The sequence below is a fragment of the Streptomyces sp. NPDC040718 genome (assembly GCF_055593565.1).
Window position 1 is genome coordinate 14,071 of record NZ_JBVIXO010000015.1, and the last position, 16,953, is coordinate 31,023.

A 16,953-nucleotide genomic window follows, 5' to 3' on the forward strand; every position below is an offset into this window, starting at 1 on the left:
CGCGCCGCCCGGGTGGCGGGGGTCCCGGGCCGAGGTGAACCTGCTCGCATGGCCCCTCGTACCGCAAAGCTCGCCCCCCTGGCCCTCGCGGCCGCCGCCTCCCTCACGCTCGGCGCGGCCCCCGCCACCCCGACGGCCACGCCCACCGCGCAACTGGCCGCGACCTTCATGGCGACCGCCAAGTACCGCGACCACCGGCTGGCCGTCGCCGCCGGATACGTCCCCGACCAGTACTGCGTGGTCAACCCGGGTGAAGGCGGCGGGGCCCTCGGCTACCCGCACTTCAACCACGCCTACGACGGCTCCACCGACCCCAAGAAGCCCACGGCCCTGCTCTACGAGGGCGACGGCGCGGGGCACTGGAAGCTGGCCGGCCTCGAATGGATGGTCGTCGACCGCGACGGCCGCACCGACACCGACGACGACCGGCCCTCCCTGTTCGGGCAGCCGTTCCGCGGCCCGCTGCCCGCCCGGTACGCGGGCCAGAAGGTGCACTACTCCCTGCACCTGTGGCTGTGGAAGCGGAACCCCTCCGGGCGGTTCGAGCCCTTCAACCCGAAGGTCGTCTGCCTCCCCGGCACCACCCGGCCGCGCCCCGCCGTCCCGGCCGTACCCCCCGCACCCGCCGATCCCCCGGCCGCCGCGCCTTCCTGACCCCCCGTTTGGCATCCCGCCGCGTGCAGGGCCGCGGCCCCGCCGCGAAGGTGGACGAACGAAAGCCCCTCCGGGACAGGCCCCGAACCACCAGGAGCTCCCATGTCCGTACTCCGCAGCCCGAAGGCCCTGCTCGCCTGTGCCGTCGCCGGCGCGTCCCTGCTCCTGACCGCCCTGCCCCCGGCGCAGGCCGTCGACGGGCCGGCGCCCGACCCCCGCAACGCGCAGGCGATGCGCGACATGGCCACGGCGATGGCGGTGACCGCCAAGTACGTGGACGAGCGCGAGGCCCTGAAGGACGGGTACGTCCCGCACGGCGAGGAGTGCATGACCAACCCGTTCGGGGTCGGCACCATGGGCTACCACTACGTCAAGGAGTCCAACTGGGGTTCGAAGGACCCCGCCAGGCCGACCGCGCTCCTCTACAGCACCCACAAGGACGCCAAGGGCCGGCGCAAGCTCCAGACGGTGGAGTGGATGTCCGCCGACCGGGACCAGGACCTGAAGACCACGGACGACCGGCCCACCATGTTCGGGCTGCCGTTCGACGGACCGATGCCCGGCCACTGGGCGGGCATGCCCAAGCACTACGACCTCCACATGTGGGCGTACGCCGACAACCCGGCCGGCCGCTTCCACAACTGGAACCCGGCCCTGACCTGCCCCCCGAAGAAGACCCCGGCCGCGGGGACCGCCACCCCGGCGCACGCGCACGGCCACTAGCCGCCCCCGCCCGCACGGCGAAGGGCCCGGCCCCCCGAGGGGGCCGGGCCCTTCCGTCCGTACGGACCGGATCAGCGGACGAACGTGCTCGCCTGTCCCGCCAGGTCCAGGAAGTACTGCGGGGCCAGACCCAGGACCAGGGTGACCGCGACTCCGACCGCGATGGTGGTCATCGTCAGCGGCGAGGGGACGGCCACCGTCGGGCCGTCGGCCTTCGGCTCGCTGAAGAACATCAGCACGATCACCCGGATGTAGAAGAACGCGGCGATCGCCGACGAGATCACACCGACGACGACCAGTGCCCCGGCGCCGCCCTCCGCCGCCGCCTTGAACACCGCGAACTTGCCCGCGAAGCCGGAGGTCAGCGGGATGCCGGCGAAGGCCAGCAGGAACACCGCGAAGACGGCCGCGGTCAGCGGCGAGCGCCGCCCCAGGCCGGCCCACTTCGACAGGTGCGTCGCCTCGCCGCCCGCGTCGCGCACCAGCGTGACCACCGCGAAGGCGCCGATCGTCACGAAGGAGTAGGCGCCCAGGTAGAACAGGACGGACTTCACGCCCTCCTCGGACGTGGCGATCACGCCGGCCAGGATGAACCCGGCGTGGGCGATCGAGGAGTACGCCAGCAGCCGCTTCACGTCGGTCTGGGTGACCGCGATCACCGCGCCCGCGAGCATCGTGACGATCGCGACGCCCCACATCACCGGCCGCCAGTCCCACCGCAGGCCCGGCAGCACCACGTACAGCAGCCGTAGCAGCGCGCCGAACGCGGCCACCTTGGTCGCCGCGGCCATGAAGCCGGTGACGGGGGTCGGGGCGCCCTGGTAGACGTCCGGGGTCCACATGTGGAAGGGGACCGCGCCGACCTTGAACAGCAGGCCCATCAGGATCAGCGCGCCGCCGATGAGCAGCAGCGCGTCGTTGCCCATGGTGGAGGCGAGGGCCGGGTCGATCCGGGCGACGGTGCCGTCGACCACGTCGGCGATCACCGCGTAGGAGACCGAGCCGGCGTAGCCGTAGAGCAGCGCGATGCCGAAGAGGAGGAAGGCCGAGGAGAAGGCGCCGAGCAGGAAGTACTTGACCGCGGCCTCCTGCGACATCAGCCGCTGGCGGCGGGCGAGGGCGCAGAGCAGGTACAGCGGGAGGGAGAAGACCTCCAGCGCGATGAACAGCGTCAGCAGGTCGTCGGCGGCCGGGAAGATCAGCATGCCGGAGACCGCGAACAGGGCCAGCGGGAACACCTCGGTGGTGGTGAAGCCGGCCTTGACGGCGGCCTTCTCGCTGTCGCTGCCCGGTACGGACGCGGCCTGTGCGGCGAAGGAGTCCACCCGGTTGCCGTGCGCCTTCGGGTCGAGGCGGCGCTCGGCGAAGGTGAACACCGCGACGATGGAGGCCAGCAGGATCGTGCCCTGGAGGAAGAGCGCCGGGCCGTCGACGGCGATGGCGCCCATGGCCGCGATGTGCGCCTTGGTGCTGCCGTACCCGCCGGCGGCGAGGCCGACGACCGCCGCGAAGGCGGCGGCCAGCGCGGCGACCGCGAGGGACACCTGCACGGCGTAGCGGGACTTGCGGGGGACGAAGGCCTCGACGAGGACTCCGAGGACGGCCGCGCCCACCACGATCAGCGTGGGTGCCAGCTGTGCGTACTCGATGTGCGGGGCCGGGATCCGGTCGGCCGGTCCGTCGGCCGCCAGGGTCAGCAGGCTCTGGGCAGCGATCACTTGGCCGCCTCCACGTTCTGGACGGAGACCTCGGGCTTCGGGTCCGTCTGCTTCACGTCCGACATGGTGTGCTCCACCGCCGGGTTGACGATGTCCGTCAGCACCTTGGGGTAGACGCCCAGTCCGATCAGCAGCGCGATCAGCGGGGCGACCACCAGCAGTTCCCGCGCGCGCAGGTCCGGCATGGTGCGGACCTCCTCCTTCACGGGGCCGGTCATGGTGCGCTGGTAGAGCACCAGCGTGTACAGCGCGGCGAGCACGATGCCCACGGTGGCGATGATCCCGACGACCGGGTAGCGGGCGAAGGTGCCGACGAGGACGAGGAACTCGCTGACGAAGGGCGCGAGGCCGGGCAGGGACAGGGTGGCGAGGCCGCCGATCAGGAAGGTCCCGGCGAGTACCGGGGCCACCTTCTGCACGCCGCCGTAGTCGGCGATGAGCCGGGAGCCGCGCCGGGAGATCAGGAAGCCGGCGACGAGCATCAGCGCCGCAGTGGAGATCCCGTGGTTGACCATGTAGAGCGTGGCTCCGGACTGGCCCTGGGAGGTCATCGCGAAGATGCCCAGGATGATGAAGCCGAAGTGCGAGATCGAGGCGTAGGCGATCAGCCTCTTGATGTCGCGCTGTCCGACGGCGAGCAGCGCGCCGTAGACGATGCTGATGAGGGCCAGGACGAGGATCACCGGGGTGGCCCACTTGCTGGCCTCGGGGAAGAGCCCGAGGCAGAAGCGGAGCATCGCGAAGGTGCCGACCTTGTCGACGATCGCGGTGATGAGCACGGCGACCGGGGCGGTGGACTCGCCCATCGCGTTGGGCAGCCAGGTGTGCAGCGGCCACAGCGGTGCCTTCACGGCGAAGGCGAAGAAGAAGCCGAGGAAGAGCAGTCGCTCGGTGTTGGTCGCCATGTCGAGGGTGCCCGCGGCGCGGGCCTCGGCGATCTCCTGGAGGGAGAAGTTCCCGGCCACGACGTACAGCCCGATGACGGCGGCCAGCATGATCAGGCCGCCGGCGAGGTTGTAGAGGAGGAACTTGACCGCCGCGTACGAGCGCTGCGCGGCGGCGTTCTCGTCGGTGCCGGAGTGTGCCCGGTCTCCGAAGCCGCCGATGAGGAAGTACATCGGGATGAGCATGGCTTCGAAGAAGATGTAGAAGAGGAAGACGTCGGTGGCCTCGAAGGAGATCACCACCATCGCCTCGACCAGCAGGATCAGGGCGAAGAAGCCCTGGGTGGGACGCCAGCGGGAAGAGTGTGTCTCCAGCGGGTCGGCGTCGTGCCAGCCGGCGACGATCACGAAGGGGATCAGCAGGGCGGTGAGCGCGATGAGCGCCACGCCGATGCCGTCGACGCCCAGTTCGTAGCGGACGCCGAAGTCGGCGATCCAGGCGTGGGACTCGGTGAGCTGGTAGCGGTCGCCACCGGGCTCGAAGCGGACCGCGACCAGTACGGCCAGGGCCAGCGTCGCGAGCGAGAACAGCAGCGCGAGCCACTTGGCGACGGTCCGGCGGGCGGCCGGGACGGCCGCCGTGAGGATCGCGCCGACCGCGGGCACGGCCGCCGTGACGGTCAGAAGCGGGAAATTCATCTCACACCGCCCTCATCAGCAGGGTCGCGGCGATGAGGATCGCCGTGCCCCCGAACATCGACACCGCGTAGCTGCGGGCGTAGCCGTTCTGCAGCTTGCGCAGCCGGCCGGAGAGCCCGCCGACCGAGGCGGCCGTGCCGTTGACCACTCCGTCGACGACGCTGTGGTCGAGGTAGACGAGGGAGCGGGTCAGGTGCTCGCCGCCGCGGACGAGGACCACGTGGTTGAAGTCGTCCTGGAACAGGTCCCGTCGGGCCGCCCGGGTGAGGAACGAGCCGCGCGGGGCGACGACCGGGACGGGCCGGCGGCCGTACATCGACCAGGCGATGGCGACGCCGGCGATCAGGACGACCATGGTGGAGGCGGTCACCGCCATGGCGCTGACCGGCGGGTGGCCGTGCTCGTAGCCGGTGACGGGCTCCAGCCAGTTCAGGAAGCGCTCGCCGATCTCGAAGAAGCCGCCGGCGAAGACCGAGCCGAACGCCAGGATGATCATCGGGATGGTCATGGACTTCGGGGACTCGTGCGGGTGCGGCTCGTGGCCGGTCGCGTCCGGCTGCCAGCGCTTCTCGCCGAAGAAGGTGAGGAGCATGACCCGGGTCATGTAGAAGGCGGTGATGCCGGCGCCCAGCAGGGCGACCCCGCCGAGGATCCAGCCCTGGGTGCCGCCCTTGGCGAAGGCCGCCTCGATGATCATGTCCTTGGAGAAGAAGCCGGACAGGCCGGGGAAGCCGATGATCGCGAGGTAGCCGAGGCCGAAGGTGACGAAGGTGACCGGCATGTACTTCCGCAGGGCGCCGTACTTGCGCATGTCGACCTCGTCGTTCATGCCGTGCATGACCGAGCCGGCGCCGAGGAAGAGGCCGGCCTTGAAGAAGCCGTGCGTCACGAGGTGCATGATGGCGAAGACGTAGCCGATCGGGCCGAGGCCCGCGGCCAGGATCATGTAGCCGATCTGCGACATCGTCGACCCGGCGAGGGCCTTCTTGATGTCGTCCTTCGCGCAACCGACGATCGCACCGAAGAGGAGCGTGACCGCGCCGACGACCGTGGTGACCAGCTGGGCGTCGGGCGCCCCGTTGAAGATCGCCCCGGAGCGGACGATCAGGTAGACGCCGGCGGTGACCATGGTGGCCGCGTGGATGAGGGCCGAGACCGGGGTCGGGCCCTCCATCGCGTCTCCGAGCCAGGACTGCAGCGGCACCTGCGCCGACTTGCCGCAGGCGGCGAGCAGCAGCATCAGGCCGATCGCCGTCAGCGTGCCCTCGCTCGTCTCGCCGACGGACGCCAGCACCGGGCCGAAGGCGAAGGTCCCGAACGTCGTGAACATCAGCATGATCGCGATGGACAGGCCGATGTCGCCGACCCGGTTGACCAGGAAGGCCTTCTTCGCGGCGGTGGCCGCGCTGGGCTTGTGCTGCCAGAAGCCGATCAGGAGGTACGAGGCGAGGCCGACGCCCTCCCAGCCGAAGTACAGCAGCAGGTAGTTGTCGGCGAGGACGAGCAGCAGCATCGCCGCGACGAACAGGTTGAGGTAGCCGAAGAAGCGGCGGCGGCGCTCGTCGTGCTCCATGTACCCGATCGAGTACACGTGGATGAGCGTGCCCACCCCGGAGATCAGCAGGACGAAGGTCATCGACAGCTGGTCCAGCTGGAAGGCGACGTCCGCCTGGAAGCCCTCCACCGGCACCCAGCTGAACAGCCGCTGGTGCAGGGCCCGGTCCTCGGCCCCGCGCCCCAGCATGCCGGCGAAGAGGACGACGCCGATGCCGAAGGAGACGGCCGCGAGCAGGGTGCCGATCCAGTGGCCGGCCTTGTCGAGGCGACGGCCGCCGCACAGCAGCACCGCCGCTCCGAGCAGGGGCGCCGCCACCAGCAGCGCAATCAGATTCTCCACTGTGAACGCCCCTTACAGCTTCATCAGGCTGGCGTCGTCGACCGAGGCCGAGTGGCGGGTACGGAACAGCGACACGATGATCGCGAGGCCCACCACGACCTCCGCGGCGGCGACGACCATCGTGAAGAACGCGATGATCTGGCCGTCGAGGTTGCCGTGCATCCGGGAGAAGGTCACGAAGGCGAGGTTGCAGGCGTTGAGCATCAGCTCGACGCACATGAACAGCACGATCGCGTTCTTCCGGATGAGTACGCCGGCCGCGCCGATGGTGAACAGCAGGGCGGCCAGGTACAGGTAGTTGACCGGATTCACTTCGAGGCCTCCTCTCGGCCGAGGCGCTCCGCGGAGCGCTGCTCCAGCGCCTTGAGGTCCTCCATGGCCTGGCCGGACACGTCGCGGATCTGGCCGCGGGCGCGCAGCGTCTTGTTGACGGTCAGCTCGGACGGGGTGCCGTCCGGCAGCAGGCCGGCGATGTCCACGGCGTTGTGCCGGGCGTAGACGCCGGGGGCCGGCAGCGGCGGGAGCTGCACGCCCTCGCGTACGCGCTTCTCGGCGAGCTCGCGCTGCGTGGCGGCCCGCTCGGTGCGCTCGCGGTGGGTGAGCACCATCGCGCCGACGGCCGCCGTGATCAGCAGGGCGCCGGTGATCTCGAAGGCGAAGATGTAGCGGGTGAAGATCAGTTCGGCGAGGCCCTCGACGTGCCCGGCGGAGTTGACCTTGCCGAGCCCGTTGAAGTGGGTGAGGCCCGCGTTGCCGATGCCGGCGATCAGCAGGATGCCGAAGCCGAGCCCGCACAGGGCGGCCAGCCAGCGCTGCCCCTTGATGGTCTCCTTCAGCGAGTCCGCCGCCGTGACGCCGACGAGCATGACCACGAAGAGGAACAGCATCATAATGGCGCCGGTGTAGACGACGACCTGGACCACGCCCAGGAAGTACGCCCCGTTGGCGAGGTAGAAGACCGCCAGGATGATCATCGTCCCGGCGAGGCACAGGGCGCTGTGCACGGCCTTCTTCATCAGGATCGTGCACAGCGCGCCGATGACGGCGACCGTGCCGAGCACCCAGAACTGCACGGCCTCGCCGGTGGAGGTCGCGGTGGCGGCCGCGGCGATGGCGCTCATGCCCCGACCTCCTCGGCCTTGCCGGCCCCGGCCGTCCCGTCCTCGGCCGTCTCGCCCTTGGAGACCGCGACCTGCCGGACCGTGCCCGGAGCCGCGCCCGTCACCAGCCCGCGGTAGTAGTCCTGCTCGTCGGTGCCGGGGAAGACGGAGTGCGGGGCCTCGACCATGCCCTCGGTCAGCCCGGCGAGGAGCTGCTCCTTGGTGTAGATCAGGGACTCGCGGCTGGCGTCGGCCAGTTCGAACTCGTTCGTCATCGTCAGCGCGCGCGTCGGGCACGCCTCAATGCACAGCCCGCACAGGATGCAGCGGGCGTAGTTGATCTGGTAGACCCGCCCGTACCGCTCGCCCGGGGAGTAGCGCTCCTCCTCGGTGTTGTCCGCGCCCTCCACGTAGATCGCGTCGGCGGGACAGGCCCAGGCGCACAGTTCGCACCCGATGCACTTCTCCAGGCCGTCGGGGTGGCGGTTGAGCTGGTGCCGCCCGTGGAAGCGCGGAGCGGTGGTCTTCTGCTGCTCCGGGTACTGCTCGGTGAGCCGCTTCTTGAACATGGCCTTGAAGGTCACGCCGAAGCCGGCCACCGGGTTCTGCCACTTCTCGCTCTGGTCCGCGTCAGACATTGTCAGCACCCTCCTCTCGGTCACTGTCAGTATTCGCCCCGCCACTGACAATCAGCTCCCGCTCGCCGCGGGGACGTCGGCGCGGTACGGGTGCCAGGTGCTGGCCGGGCTTGGGCGGTACGGGGAAGCCGCCCGCCATCGGGTCGAAGGGCTCGGCCGCGGCGGCCTTCCCGGCCGCGGCCGCGGCCGTCTTCTCCCGCCGGTCCCTGAAGTGGTCCGCGACGGAGGAGACCAGCAGGATCGCGATGACCGCGCCCCCGACGTACAGGACGATCTCGCTGAAGTCGTAGCGCTCGTTGCGCAGCGCCCGCACGGTGGCGACCAGCATCAGCCAGACCACGGAGACCGGGATCAGGACCTTCCAGCCGAGCTTCATCAGCTGGTCGTAGCGCACGCGCGGGAGCGTGCCGCGCAGCCAGATGAAGAAGAACAGCAGCAGCTGCACCTTGATGACGAACCAGAGCATCGGCCACCAGCCGTGGTTCGCGCCCTCCCAGTACGTGGAGATCGGCGCCGGGGCCCGCCAGCCGCCCAGGAACAGGGTGACCGAGACCGCCGAGACCGTGACCATGTTGACGTACTCGGCCAGCATGAACAGCGCGAACTTGATGGAGGAGTACTCGGTGTTGAAGCCGCCGACGAGGTCGCCCTCGGACTCCGGCATGTCGAAGGGGGCGCGGTTCGTCTCGCCGACCATCGTGACGACGTAGATGATGAACGACACCGGCAGCAGCACGATGTACCAGCGGTCCGCCTGCGCCTCCACGATCGCCGAGGTCGACATCGACCCGGAGTAGAGGAACACCGAGGCGAAGGCGGCGCCCATCGCGATCTCGTACGAGATCATCTGCGCGCAGGAGCGCAGGCCGCCGAGCAGCGGGTACGTGGAGCCCGAGGACCAGCCGGCGAGGACGATGCCGTAGATCCCGACCGAGGCGACCGCGAGGACGTACAGCATCGCGATCGGCAGGTCGGTCAGCTGCATCGTGGTGCGCTGGCCGAAGATGGACACCTCGTTGCCCGAGGGGCCGAAGGGGATCACCGCGATGGCCATGAACGCCGGGATCGCCGCGATGATCGGCGCCAGCACGTAGACGACCTTGTCGGCGCGCTTGACGATGACGTCTTCCTTCAGCATCAGCTTCACGCCGTCGGCGAGCGACTGGAGCATGCCCCAGGGGCCGTGCCGGTTGGGGCCGATGCGCAGCTGCATCCAGGCGACGACCTTGCGCTCCCACACGATGGAGAAGAGCACCGTCACCATCAGGAAGGCGAAGCAGAACACCGCCTTGACGAGGACGAGCCACCAGACGTCCCTGCCGAACAGGGACAGGTCCTCGGCGGCCAGGAGGTGCTGCGGCTGCGCCGCGAGCTGGGCGAGGTGGGTCACGGTCGTACCTCCGCTTCGGCCGCGGGGCCGCTGCCGGCCGGGCCGATCCGTACGAGGGTTCCGGGGCGGGCGCCGGTGTCGGCGAGGACCCCGGAGCCGGTGGAGTTCAGCGGGAGCCACACCACCCGGTAGGGCATCTCGGTGATCCGCAGCGGGAGTTCCACCACGCCGGCCGGGCCGGTGACGGCGAGCAGGTCGCCGTCCTTGACGCCGGTCTCGGCGGCGGTGTCGGCCGAGAGCCGGGCGCAGGCCTCGTGCCGGGTCCCGGCGAGGGCGTCGTCGCCCTCCTGGAGCCGGCCGAGGTCCAGCAGCAGCCGGTGGCCGGCGAGGACCGCCTCGCCCGTGCCGGGGCGGGGCAGCGGCTCGGGGCCGGTGGACCGCTCGGGCGCGAGCTCCCCCTCCCAGGGGCCGAGCCGCTCCAGCTCCCGCCGTACGGCGTGTACGTCGGGCAGCGCGAGGGGCCGGTCGGCGGCGTCGGCGAGCATGTGCAGCACGCGGGCGTCGGCGGGGGCGAGGCGGCGGGTCATCTGGTCGGGCTTGAGGGCCGCCTCGAACGGGCGGACCCGGCCCTCCCAGTTGATGAACGCGCCGGCCTTCTCCGCGACGGCGGCGACCGGCAGCACCACGTCCGCACGGTCGGTGACCTCGCCGGGCCGCAGCTCCAGGGAGACCACGAAGGCCTCCTCCAGCGCGGTGCGGGCGCGGTCGGGGTCGGGCAGGTCGGTGACCTCGACGCCCGCGACCAGCAGGGCCGACAGCTCGCGGGTGGCGGCTGCCTCGACGATCTGCCCGGTGTCGCGGCCGTAGCGGTGCGGGAGTTCCTCCAGCCCCCAGGCGGCGGCGACCTCCTGGCGGGCCCGCGGGTCGCCGGCCGGACGGCCGCCCGGCAGCAGGGACGGCAGCGCACCGGCCTCCACGGCGGCCCGCTCCCCGGCCCGGCGCGGGATCCACACCAGCCGGGCCCCGGTGGCGGTGGCGGTGCGCACGGCGGCGGTCAGCGCGCCGGGTACGCCCGCGAGGCGCTCCCCGACGACGATGACCGCGCCGGGCTGCCGGACCGCCTCGGCGGCCTCGGAGCCGCCCGCCTCCAGGCCGGTGCGGGTGGCGAGCGCGTCCAGCCACTCGGGCTCGGTGCCGGGGGCGGCCGCCAGCAGGGTGCCGCCGGCCTTGGCGAGGCCGCGGGTGGCGAAGGGGGCGAGGGCGAAGGTCCGCTGCTTGTGCTTGCGGTGGGCCTTGCGCAGCCGCAGGAAGACCCCGGGGGCCTCCTCCTCGGCCTCGATGCCGACGAGGAGCACGGCGGGGGCCGCCTCCAGGGAGGCGTACGTGACGCCGGTGCCGTCGAGGTCCTTGCCGGTGCCGGCCACGGCGGCGGCCAGGAACTCGGTCTCCTCCGCGCTGTGCACCCGGGCCCGGAAGTCGATGTCGTTGGTGTCGAGCACGACCCGGGCGAACTTGGCGTAGGCGTAGGCGTCCTCGACGGTCAGCCGGCCGCCCGTCAGCACCCCGGCGCGGCCGCGCGCGGCGGTGAGCCCCCGCGCGGCGGCCTCCAGTGCCTCGGGCCAGCTCGCCGGGGCGAGCACCCCGTCGGCGCCGCGCACCAGCGGGGTGGTCAGCCGGTCGGGGCGCTGCGCGTACCGGAACGCGAAGCGGCCCTTGTCGCAGATCCACTCCTCGTTGACCTCGGGGTCCTCGGCGGCGAGGCGGCGCAGCACCTTGCCGCGCCGGTGGTCGGTCCGGGTCGCGCAGCCGCCCGCGCAGTGCTCGCACACGCTCGGGGAGGAGACGAGGTCGAAGGGGCGGGAGCGGAACCGGTAGGCGGCCGAGGTGAGGGCGCCGACGGGGCAGATCTGGATGGTGTTGCCGGAGAAGTACGACTGGAACGGGTCGCCCTCGCCGGTGCCGACCTGCTGGAGCGCGCCGCGCTCGACCAGTTCGATCATCGGGTCGCCTGCGACCTGGTTGGAGAAGCGGGTGCAGCGCGCGCACAGCACGCACCGCTCGCGGTCCAGCAGCACCTGCGTGGAGATCGGGACCGGCTTCTCGTAGGTCCGCTTGCGGCCCTCGAACCGGGATTCGGCGTTGCCGTGCGACATCGCCTGGTTCTGGAGGGGGCATTCGCCGCCCTTGTCGCAGACGGGGCAGTCCAGCGGGTGGTTGATGAGCAGCAGCTCCATCACCCCGCGCTGGGCCTTGTCGGCGGCCTGCGAGGTCAGCTGGGTCTTGACGACCATGCCGTCGGTGCAGGTGATGGTGCAGGAGGCCATCGGCTTGCGCTGGCCCTCGACCTCGACGATGCACTGCCGGCAGGCGCCGGCCGGGTCGAGGAGGGGGTGGTCGCAGAACCGGGGGATCTCGATGCCGAGCTGTTCGGCGGCCCGGATGACCAGCGTCCCCTTGGGGACGGACAGTTCGATGCCGTCGATGGTCAGCGACACCAGGTCCTGGGGCGGCTTCGCCGCCTCGCCGCCGCCCGCCGGGGCGTTCGTGACGACGGTCATGCGTGTACCTCCGTGTCGGCCCAGAGGGTCGACTTCTTGGGGTCGAAGGGGCAGCCCTTGCCGGTGATGTGCTGCTCGTACTCCTCGCGGAAGTACTTCAGCGAGGAGAAGATCGGGCTGGCCGCGCCGTCGCCGAGCGCGCAGAAGGACTTGCCGTTGATGTTGTCGGCGATGTCGTTCAGCTTGTCGAGGTCGGACATGACGCCCTTGCCCGCCTCGATGTCGCGCAGCAGCTGGACGAGCCAGTACGTGCCCTCGCGGCAGGGGGTGCACTTGCCGCAGGACTCGTGGGCGTAGAACTCGGTCCAGCGGGTGACGGCGCGCACGACGCAGGTGGTCTCGTCGAAGCACTGGAGCGCCTTGGTGCCGAGCATGGAGCCGGCGGCGCCGACGCCCTCGTAGTCGAGCGGGACGTCGAGGTGCTCGTCGGTGAACATGGGGGTGGAGGAGCCGCCGGGGGTCCAGAACTTCAGCCGGTGCCCGGGGCGCATCCCGCCGCTCATGTCGAGGAGCTGGCGCAGGGTGATGCCGAGGGGGGCCTCGTACTGGCCGGGGCCGGCGACGTGCCCGGAGAGCGAGTACAGGGTGAAGCCGGGGGACTTCTCCGTGCCCATCGCCTTGAACCAGTCCTTGCCCTTGTTCAGGATCGCGGGAACCGAGGCGATGGACTCGACGTTGTTGACGACAGTGGGGCAGGCGTAGAGCCCCTCGACGGCGGGGAAGGGGGGACGCAGCCGGGGCTGCCCTCGCCGGCCTTCGAGGGAGTCGAGCAGTGCCGTCTCCTCGCCGCAGATGTACGCGCCCGCGCCCGCGTGCACGGTGATGTCGAGGTTGCGGCCGGTGCCGTCGATGTCCTTGCCGAGGTACCCGGCGGCGTAGGCCTCGCGCACGGCCTCGTGCAGCCGCCGCAGCACGGGGACCGTCTCGCCGCGCAGGTAGATGAAGGCGTGCTCCGACCGGATCGCGTAGCAGGCGATGATCATTCCCTCGACGAGGGAGTGCGGATTGGCGAAGAGGAGGGGGATGTCCTTGCAGGTTCCCGGCTCCGACTCGTCCGCGTTCACGACGAGGTAGTGCGGCTTTCCGTCGCCCTGCGGGATGAACTGCCACTTCATTCCGGTGGGGAAGCCCGCGCCGCCGCGTCCGCGCAGACCGGAGTCCTTGACGTACGCGATCACCTCGTCCGGGGTCATCGCGAGGGCCTTGCGCAGTCCCTCGTAGCCCTCGTGGCGCCGGTAGGTCTCCAGCGTCCAGGACGCCGGGGCGTCCCAGAAGGCGGAGAGGACCGGCGAGAGCAGCTTCTCCGGGCTGGTCCCGTTCTTGCTCAGTTCGGTGGACACCGACATCACTCCCCTCCCTCGCTGCCGGGCTCGCCGCGGACCTCGCCGCGCGGATGCACGATCGGGGTGTGCGGGGACTCGCCTCGCGCGATGCGCAGGCCGATCAGGGAGGCGGGGCCGGCCCCGCCGCTCGCCTCGACCGCGCCTTCGCGCTCGTCGGGGAAGCCCGCCAGGATCCGGGCGGTCTCCTTGTACGTGCACAGCGGCGCGCCCCGGGTCGGCTGTACCGGGCGGCCCGCGAGCAGGTCGTCGACGAGCGTCTTGGCGGACGCGGGGGTCTGGTTGTCGAAGAACTCCCAGTTGACCATCACCACGGGCGCGTAGTCGCAGGCCGCGTTGCACTCGATGTGCTCCAGCGTCACCTTGCCGTCGGCGGTGGTCTCGTTGTTGCCGACGCCCAGGTGCTGCTTGAGCTCGTCGAAGATGGCGTCGCCGCCCATCACCGCGCACAGGGTGTTGGTGCAGACGCCGACCTGGTAGTCCCCGGAGGGCTTCCTGCGGTACATCGTGTAGAAGGTGGCGACCGCGGTGACCTCGGCCGTGGTCAGGCCCAGCGTCTCGGCGCAGAAGCGGATGCCGGTGCGCGAGACGTAGCCGTCCTCGGACTGCGTCAGGTGCAGCAGGGGCAGCAGCGCGGAGCGGCTGTCGGGGTAGCGGGCGATGACGTCGGCGGCGTCGGCCGCCAGCCGCTCGCGCACCTCCGCCGGATAGTCGGGGGCGGGCAGCTGGGGCATGCCCAGCGAGAGGGGGGTCTGGGGGGTGTCCCCTCCAGAAGACACGGTCGTCATCGGTCGACGCCTCCCATCACGGGGTCGATGGAGGCGACGGCCACGATGACGTCGGCGACCTGGCCGCCCTCGCACATCGCGGCCATGGCCTGAAGGTTGGTGAAGGACGGGTCGCGGAAGTGGACCCGGTAGGGGCGGGTGCCGCCGTCGGAGACGACGTGCACGCCGAGTTCGCCCTTGGGGGACTCGACGGCCGCGTACGCCTGTCCGGCCGGGACCCGGAAGCCCTCGGTCACCAGCTTGAAGTGGTGGATGAGGGCCTCCATGGAGGTGCCCATGATGTTCTTGATGTGGTCGAGGGAGTTGCCGAGGCCGTCGGGGCCCATGGCGAGCTGCGCCGGCCAGGCGATCTTCTTGTCGGCGACCATCACCGGGCCGGGCTCCAGCCGGTCCAGGCACTGCTCGACGATCCGCAGCGACTGGCGCATCTCCTCCAGGCGGATCAGGAAGCGCCCGTAGGAGTCGCAGCTCTCGGTGGTGGGGACGTCGAACTCGTAGTCCTCGTAGCCGCAGTACGGGTCGGACTTGCGCAGGTCGTGCGGCAGGCCGGCGGAGCGCAGGATCGGGCCGGTGGCGCCGAGGGCCATGCAGCCGGTGAGGTCGAGGTAGCCGACGTCCTGCATGCGGGCCTTGAAGATCGGGTTGCCGGTGGCGAGCTTGTCGTACTCCGGCAGGTTCTTCTTCATCGTCTTCACGAACTCGCGCAGCTGGTCGACCGCGCCGGGGGGCAGGTCCTGGGCGAGGCCGCCGGGACGGACGAAGGCGTGGTTCATGCGCAGGCCGGTGATCAGCTCGAAGACGTCGAGGATCAGCTCGCGGTCCCGGAACCCGTAGATCATGATCGTGGTCGCGCCGAGCTCCATGCCGCCGGTGGCGATGCACACCAGGTGCGAGGAGAGCCGGTTGAGCTCCATCAGCAGGACGCGGATGACGGTGGCGCGGTCCGGGACCTGGTCGGTGATGCCGAGGAGCTTCTCGACGCCGAGGCAGTACGCCGTCTCGTTGAAGAACGGCGTCAGGTAGTCCATGCGCGTCACGAAGGTGGTGCCCTGCGTCCAGTTCCGGAATTCGAGGTTCTTCTCGATGCCGGTGTGCAGGTAGCCGATGCCGCAGCGGGCCTCGGTGACCGTCTCGCCGTCGATCTCCAGGATCAGGCGGAGCACTCCGTGGGTGGAGGGGTGCTGCGGGCCCATGTTGACGACGATGCGCTCGTCGTCCGCCTTGGCCGCCGACCGGACGATCTCGTCCCAGTCGCCGCCGGTGACGGTGTAGACGGTGCCTTCGGTCGTCTCGCGGGAGGACGCGTGGCTTTCCGCGTGGTTCGGGGTGGGGGACATCAGCTGTACGACCTCCGCTGGTCGGGAGCCGGGATCTGGGCGCCCTTGTACTCGACGGCGATGCCGCCGAGCGGGTAGTCCTTGCGCTGGGGGAAGCCCTGCCAGTCGTCCGGCATCATGATCCGGGTGAGGGCCGGGTGGCCGTCGAAGACCAGGCCGAAGAAGTCGTAGGCCTCGCGCTCGTGCCAGTCGTTCGTCGGGTAGACGGCGACGAGCGAGGGCAGGTGCGGGTCCTCGTCCGGGACGGACACCTCCAGCCGCAGGATCCGGCCGTGGGTGAGCGAGCGCAGGTGGTAGACGGCGTGCAGCTCGCGGCCCTTGTCGCCGGGGAAGTGCACCCCCGACACCCCGGTGCACAGCTCGAAGCGCAGTGCCGGGTCGTCGCGCAGGGTGGAGGCGACGCGCACCAGGTGCTCGCGGGCGATGTGGAGGGTCAGCTCCCCGCGGTCGACGACGGTCTTCTCGATCGCGTTCTGCGGGAGCAGGTCCTGCTCCTCCAGGGCGCCCTCCAGCTCGTCGACGACCTCGTCGAAGTACGAACCGTAGGGGCGGCTGCTCGCGCCGGGCAGGGCCACGGTGCGCACGAGGCCGCCGTACCCGCTGGTGTCGCCGCCGTTCCTGGTGCCGAACATGCCCTTGCGGACGCCGATCACCTCGGGCCCGGAGGCCGAGGCGGCCCTGGGAGCAGGGACGTTGTTGCCGTTCTCGACGGCCGGGTCGTCGCTCACCGGAGGAGCCCCTTCATCTCGATGGTGGGGAGGGCCTTGAGGGCTGCCTCCTCCGCCTCGCGCGCCGCCTCTTCCCGGTTCACGCCGAGCTTCGAGCCCTGGATCTTCTGGTGGAGCTTGAGGATCGCGTCCATCAGCATCTCGGGGCGGGGCGGGCAGCCGGGCAGGTAGATGTCCACCGGGACGATGTGGTCGACGCCCTGGACGATCGCGTAGTTGTTGAACATCCCGCCCGAAGAGGCGCACACGCCCATGGAGATGACCCACTTGGGGGCGGGCATCTGGTCGTAGACCTGGCGCAGTACCGGCGCCATCTTCTGGCTGACGCGTCCCGCCACGATCATCAGGTCGGCCTGGCGCGGTGAGCCGCGGAAGACCTCCATGCCGAAGCGGGCCAGGTCGTAGCGGCCGGCGCCGGTGGTCATCATCTCGATGGCGCAGCAGGCGAGGCCGAAGGTGGCCGGGAAGACGGATGACTTGCGCACCCAGCCCGCGGCCTGTTCGACGGTGGTGAGCAGAAAGCCGCTCGGCAGCTTCTCTTCCAGTCCCATGGGAAATT

Annotated in this window: 15 protein-coding genes; 2 read left to right on the forward strand and 13 right to left on the reverse strand. The window is 70.8% G+C overall.

What is annotated here, in order from left to right; all coding sequences use genetic code 11:
- Positions 1 to 48: 48 nt before the first annotated feature.
- Positions 49 to 654, forward strand: a complete 606-nt coding sequence (locus ACZ597_RS29005) for a hypothetical protein (RefSeq protein ID WP_471336066.1) — start codon at positions 49 to 51, stop codon at positions 652 to 654.
- A 102-nt stretch (positions 655 to 756) separates the two neighbouring features.
- Entirely contained in the window at positions 757 to 1,377 is a 621-nt protein-coding gene (locus tag ACZ597_RS29010; RefSeq protein ID WP_471336069.1) for a hypothetical protein, read from the forward strand.
- Between the two features lie 71 nt (positions 1,378 to 1,448).
- Here ACZ597_RS29010 and nuoN read toward each other — a convergent pair whose 3' ends face one another.
- From nuoN to ACZ597_RS29075, 13 genes are read right to left on the reverse strand one after another with little or no spacing between them, the layout of a single operon-like run.
- Positions 1,449 to 3,095 carry an NADH-quinone oxidoreductase subunit NuoN gene (nuoN, locus tag ACZ597_RS29015; RefSeq protein ID WP_471336072.1) on the reverse strand — a complete coding sequence of 549 codons (1,647 nt, stop codon included), beginning with the start codon at positions 3,093 to 3,095 and terminating at the stop codon, positions 1,449 to 1,451.
- Positions 3,092 to 4,678 (reverse strand): NADH-quinone oxidoreductase subunit M, encoded by a 1,587-nt coding sequence (locus ACZ597_RS29020; RefSeq protein ID WP_471336075.1) that lies wholly within the window; start codon positions 4,676 to 4,678, stop codon positions 3,092 to 3,094. The genes nuoN and ACZ597_RS29020 overlap by 4 nt, the downstream gene beginning before the upstream one ends.
- Before the next feature lies 1 nt (position 4,679).
- Positions 4,680 to 6,575, reverse strand: coding sequence for an NADH-quinone oxidoreductase subunit L (gene nuoL / locus ACZ597_RS29025; RefSeq protein ID WP_471336078.1), 1,896 nt, complete (start codon positions 6,573 to 6,575; stop codon positions 4,680 to 4,682).
- Between the two features lie 12 nt (positions 6,576 to 6,587).
- Entirely contained in the window at positions 6,588 to 6,887 is a 300-nt protein-coding gene (gene nuoK / locus ACZ597_RS29030) for an NADH-quinone oxidoreductase subunit NuoK (protein ID WP_007265827.1), read from the reverse strand.
- A complete protein-coding gene (locus ACZ597_RS29035; protein ID WP_471336080.1) occupies positions 6,884 to 7,696 on the reverse strand; it encodes an NADH-quinone oxidoreductase subunit J in 813 nt (270 codons plus the stop codon). Before ACZ597_RS29035 ends, nuoK begins: the two co-directional genes overlap by 4 nt.
- Positions 7,693 to 8,313, reverse strand: coding sequence for an NADH-quinone oxidoreductase subunit NuoI (nuoI, locus tag ACZ597_RS29040; RefSeq protein ID WP_471336083.1), 621 nt, complete (start codon positions 8,311 to 8,313; stop codon positions 7,693 to 7,695). Before nuoI ends, ACZ597_RS29035 begins: the two co-directional genes overlap by 4 nt.
- A complete protein-coding gene (gene nuoH, locus ACZ597_RS29045; protein WP_471336086.1) occupies positions 8,306 to 9,703 on the reverse strand; it encodes an NADH-quinone oxidoreductase subunit NuoH in 1,398 nt (465 codons plus the stop codon). Before nuoH ends, nuoI begins: the two co-directional genes overlap by 8 nt.
- On the reverse strand, positions 9,700 to 12,201 hold the full coding sequence (locus tag ACZ597_RS29050; RefSeq protein ID WP_471336089.1) for an NADH-quinone oxidoreductase subunit G: 2,502 nt from the start codon (positions 12,199 to 12,201) through the stop codon (positions 9,700 to 9,702). Before ACZ597_RS29050 ends, nuoH begins: the two co-directional genes overlap by 4 nt.
- The gene (gene nuoF, locus ACZ597_RS29055) at positions 12,198 to 13,547 is read right to left on the reverse strand and encodes an NADH-quinone oxidoreductase subunit NuoF (RefSeq protein ID WP_471336092.1); all 1,350 of its coding nucleotides are present in this window, start codon (positions 13,545 to 13,547) and stop codon (positions 12,198 to 12,200) included. Before nuoF ends, ACZ597_RS29050 begins: the two co-directional genes overlap by 4 nt.
- Positions 13,547 to 14,329, reverse strand: a complete 783-nt coding sequence (nuoE, locus tag ACZ597_RS29060) for an NADH-quinone oxidoreductase subunit NuoE (RefSeq protein ID WP_471336095.1) — start codon at positions 14,327 to 14,329, stop codon at positions 13,547 to 13,549. Before nuoE ends, nuoF begins: the two co-directional genes overlap by 1 nt.
- Positions 14,326 to 15,666 carry an NADH-quinone oxidoreductase subunit D gene (locus ACZ597_RS29065; RefSeq protein ID WP_471336098.1) on the reverse strand — a complete coding sequence of 447 codons (1,341 nt, stop codon included), beginning with the start codon at positions 15,664 to 15,666 and terminating at the stop codon, positions 14,326 to 14,328. Before ACZ597_RS29065 ends, nuoE begins: the two co-directional genes overlap by 4 nt.
- The gene (locus ACZ597_RS29070; protein ID WP_471336101.1) at positions 15,666 to 16,394 is read right to left on the reverse strand and encodes an NADH-quinone oxidoreductase subunit C; all 729 of its coding nucleotides are present in this window, start codon (positions 16,392 to 16,394) and stop codon (positions 15,666 to 15,668) included. The genes ACZ597_RS29065 and ACZ597_RS29070 overlap by 1 nt, the downstream gene beginning before the upstream one ends.
- Positions 16,391 to 16,945, reverse strand: a complete 555-nt coding sequence (locus ACZ597_RS29075) for a NuoB/complex I 20 kDa subunit family protein (protein WP_007265818.1) — start codon at positions 16,943 to 16,945, stop codon at positions 16,391 to 16,393. The genes ACZ597_RS29070 and ACZ597_RS29075 overlap by 4 nt, the downstream gene beginning before the upstream one ends.
- Positions 16,946 to 16,953 lie beyond the last annotated feature (8 nt).

Coding starts and splice junctions, on each gene's coding strand:
- ACZ597_RS29005 (WP_471336066.1), top strand. CDS start 49: ATGGCCCCTCGTACCGCAAAGCTCGCCCCCCTGGCCCTCGCGGCCGCC.
- ACZ597_RS29010 (WP_471336069.1), top strand. CDS start 757: ATGTCCGTACTCCGCAGCCCGAAGGCCCTGCTCGCCTGTGCCGTCGCC.
- ACZ597_RS29020 (WP_471336075.1), bottom strand. CDS start 4,678: ATGAATTTCCCGCTTCTGACCGTCACGGCGGCCGTGCCCGCGGTCGGC.
- ACZ597_RS29035 (WP_471336080.1), bottom strand. CDS start 7,696: ATGAGCGCCATCGCCGCGGCCGCCACCGCGACCTCCACCGGCGAGGCC.
- nuoI (WP_471336083.1), bottom strand. CDS start 8,313: ATGTCTGACGCGGACCAGAGCGAGAAGTGGCAGAACCCGGTGGCCGGC.
- ACZ597_RS29050 (WP_471336089.1), bottom strand. CDS start 12,201: ATGACCGTCGTCACGAACGCCCCGGCGGGCGGCGGCGAGGCGGCGAAG.
- nuoF (WP_471336092.1), bottom strand. CDS start 13,547: ATGTCGGTGTCCACCGAACTGAGCAAGAACGGGACCAGCCCGGAGAAG.
- nuoE (WP_471336095.1), bottom strand. CDS start 14,329: ATGACGACCGTGTCTTCTGGAGGGGACACCCCCCAGACCCCCCTCTCG.
- ACZ597_RS29065 (WP_471336098.1), bottom strand. CDS start 15,666: ATGTCCCCCACCCCGAACCACGCGGAAAGCCACGCGTCCTCCCGCGAG.
- ACZ597_RS29075 (WP_007265818.1), bottom strand. CDS start 16,945: ATGGGACTGGAAGAGAAGCTGCCGAGCGGCTTTCTGCTCACCACCGTC.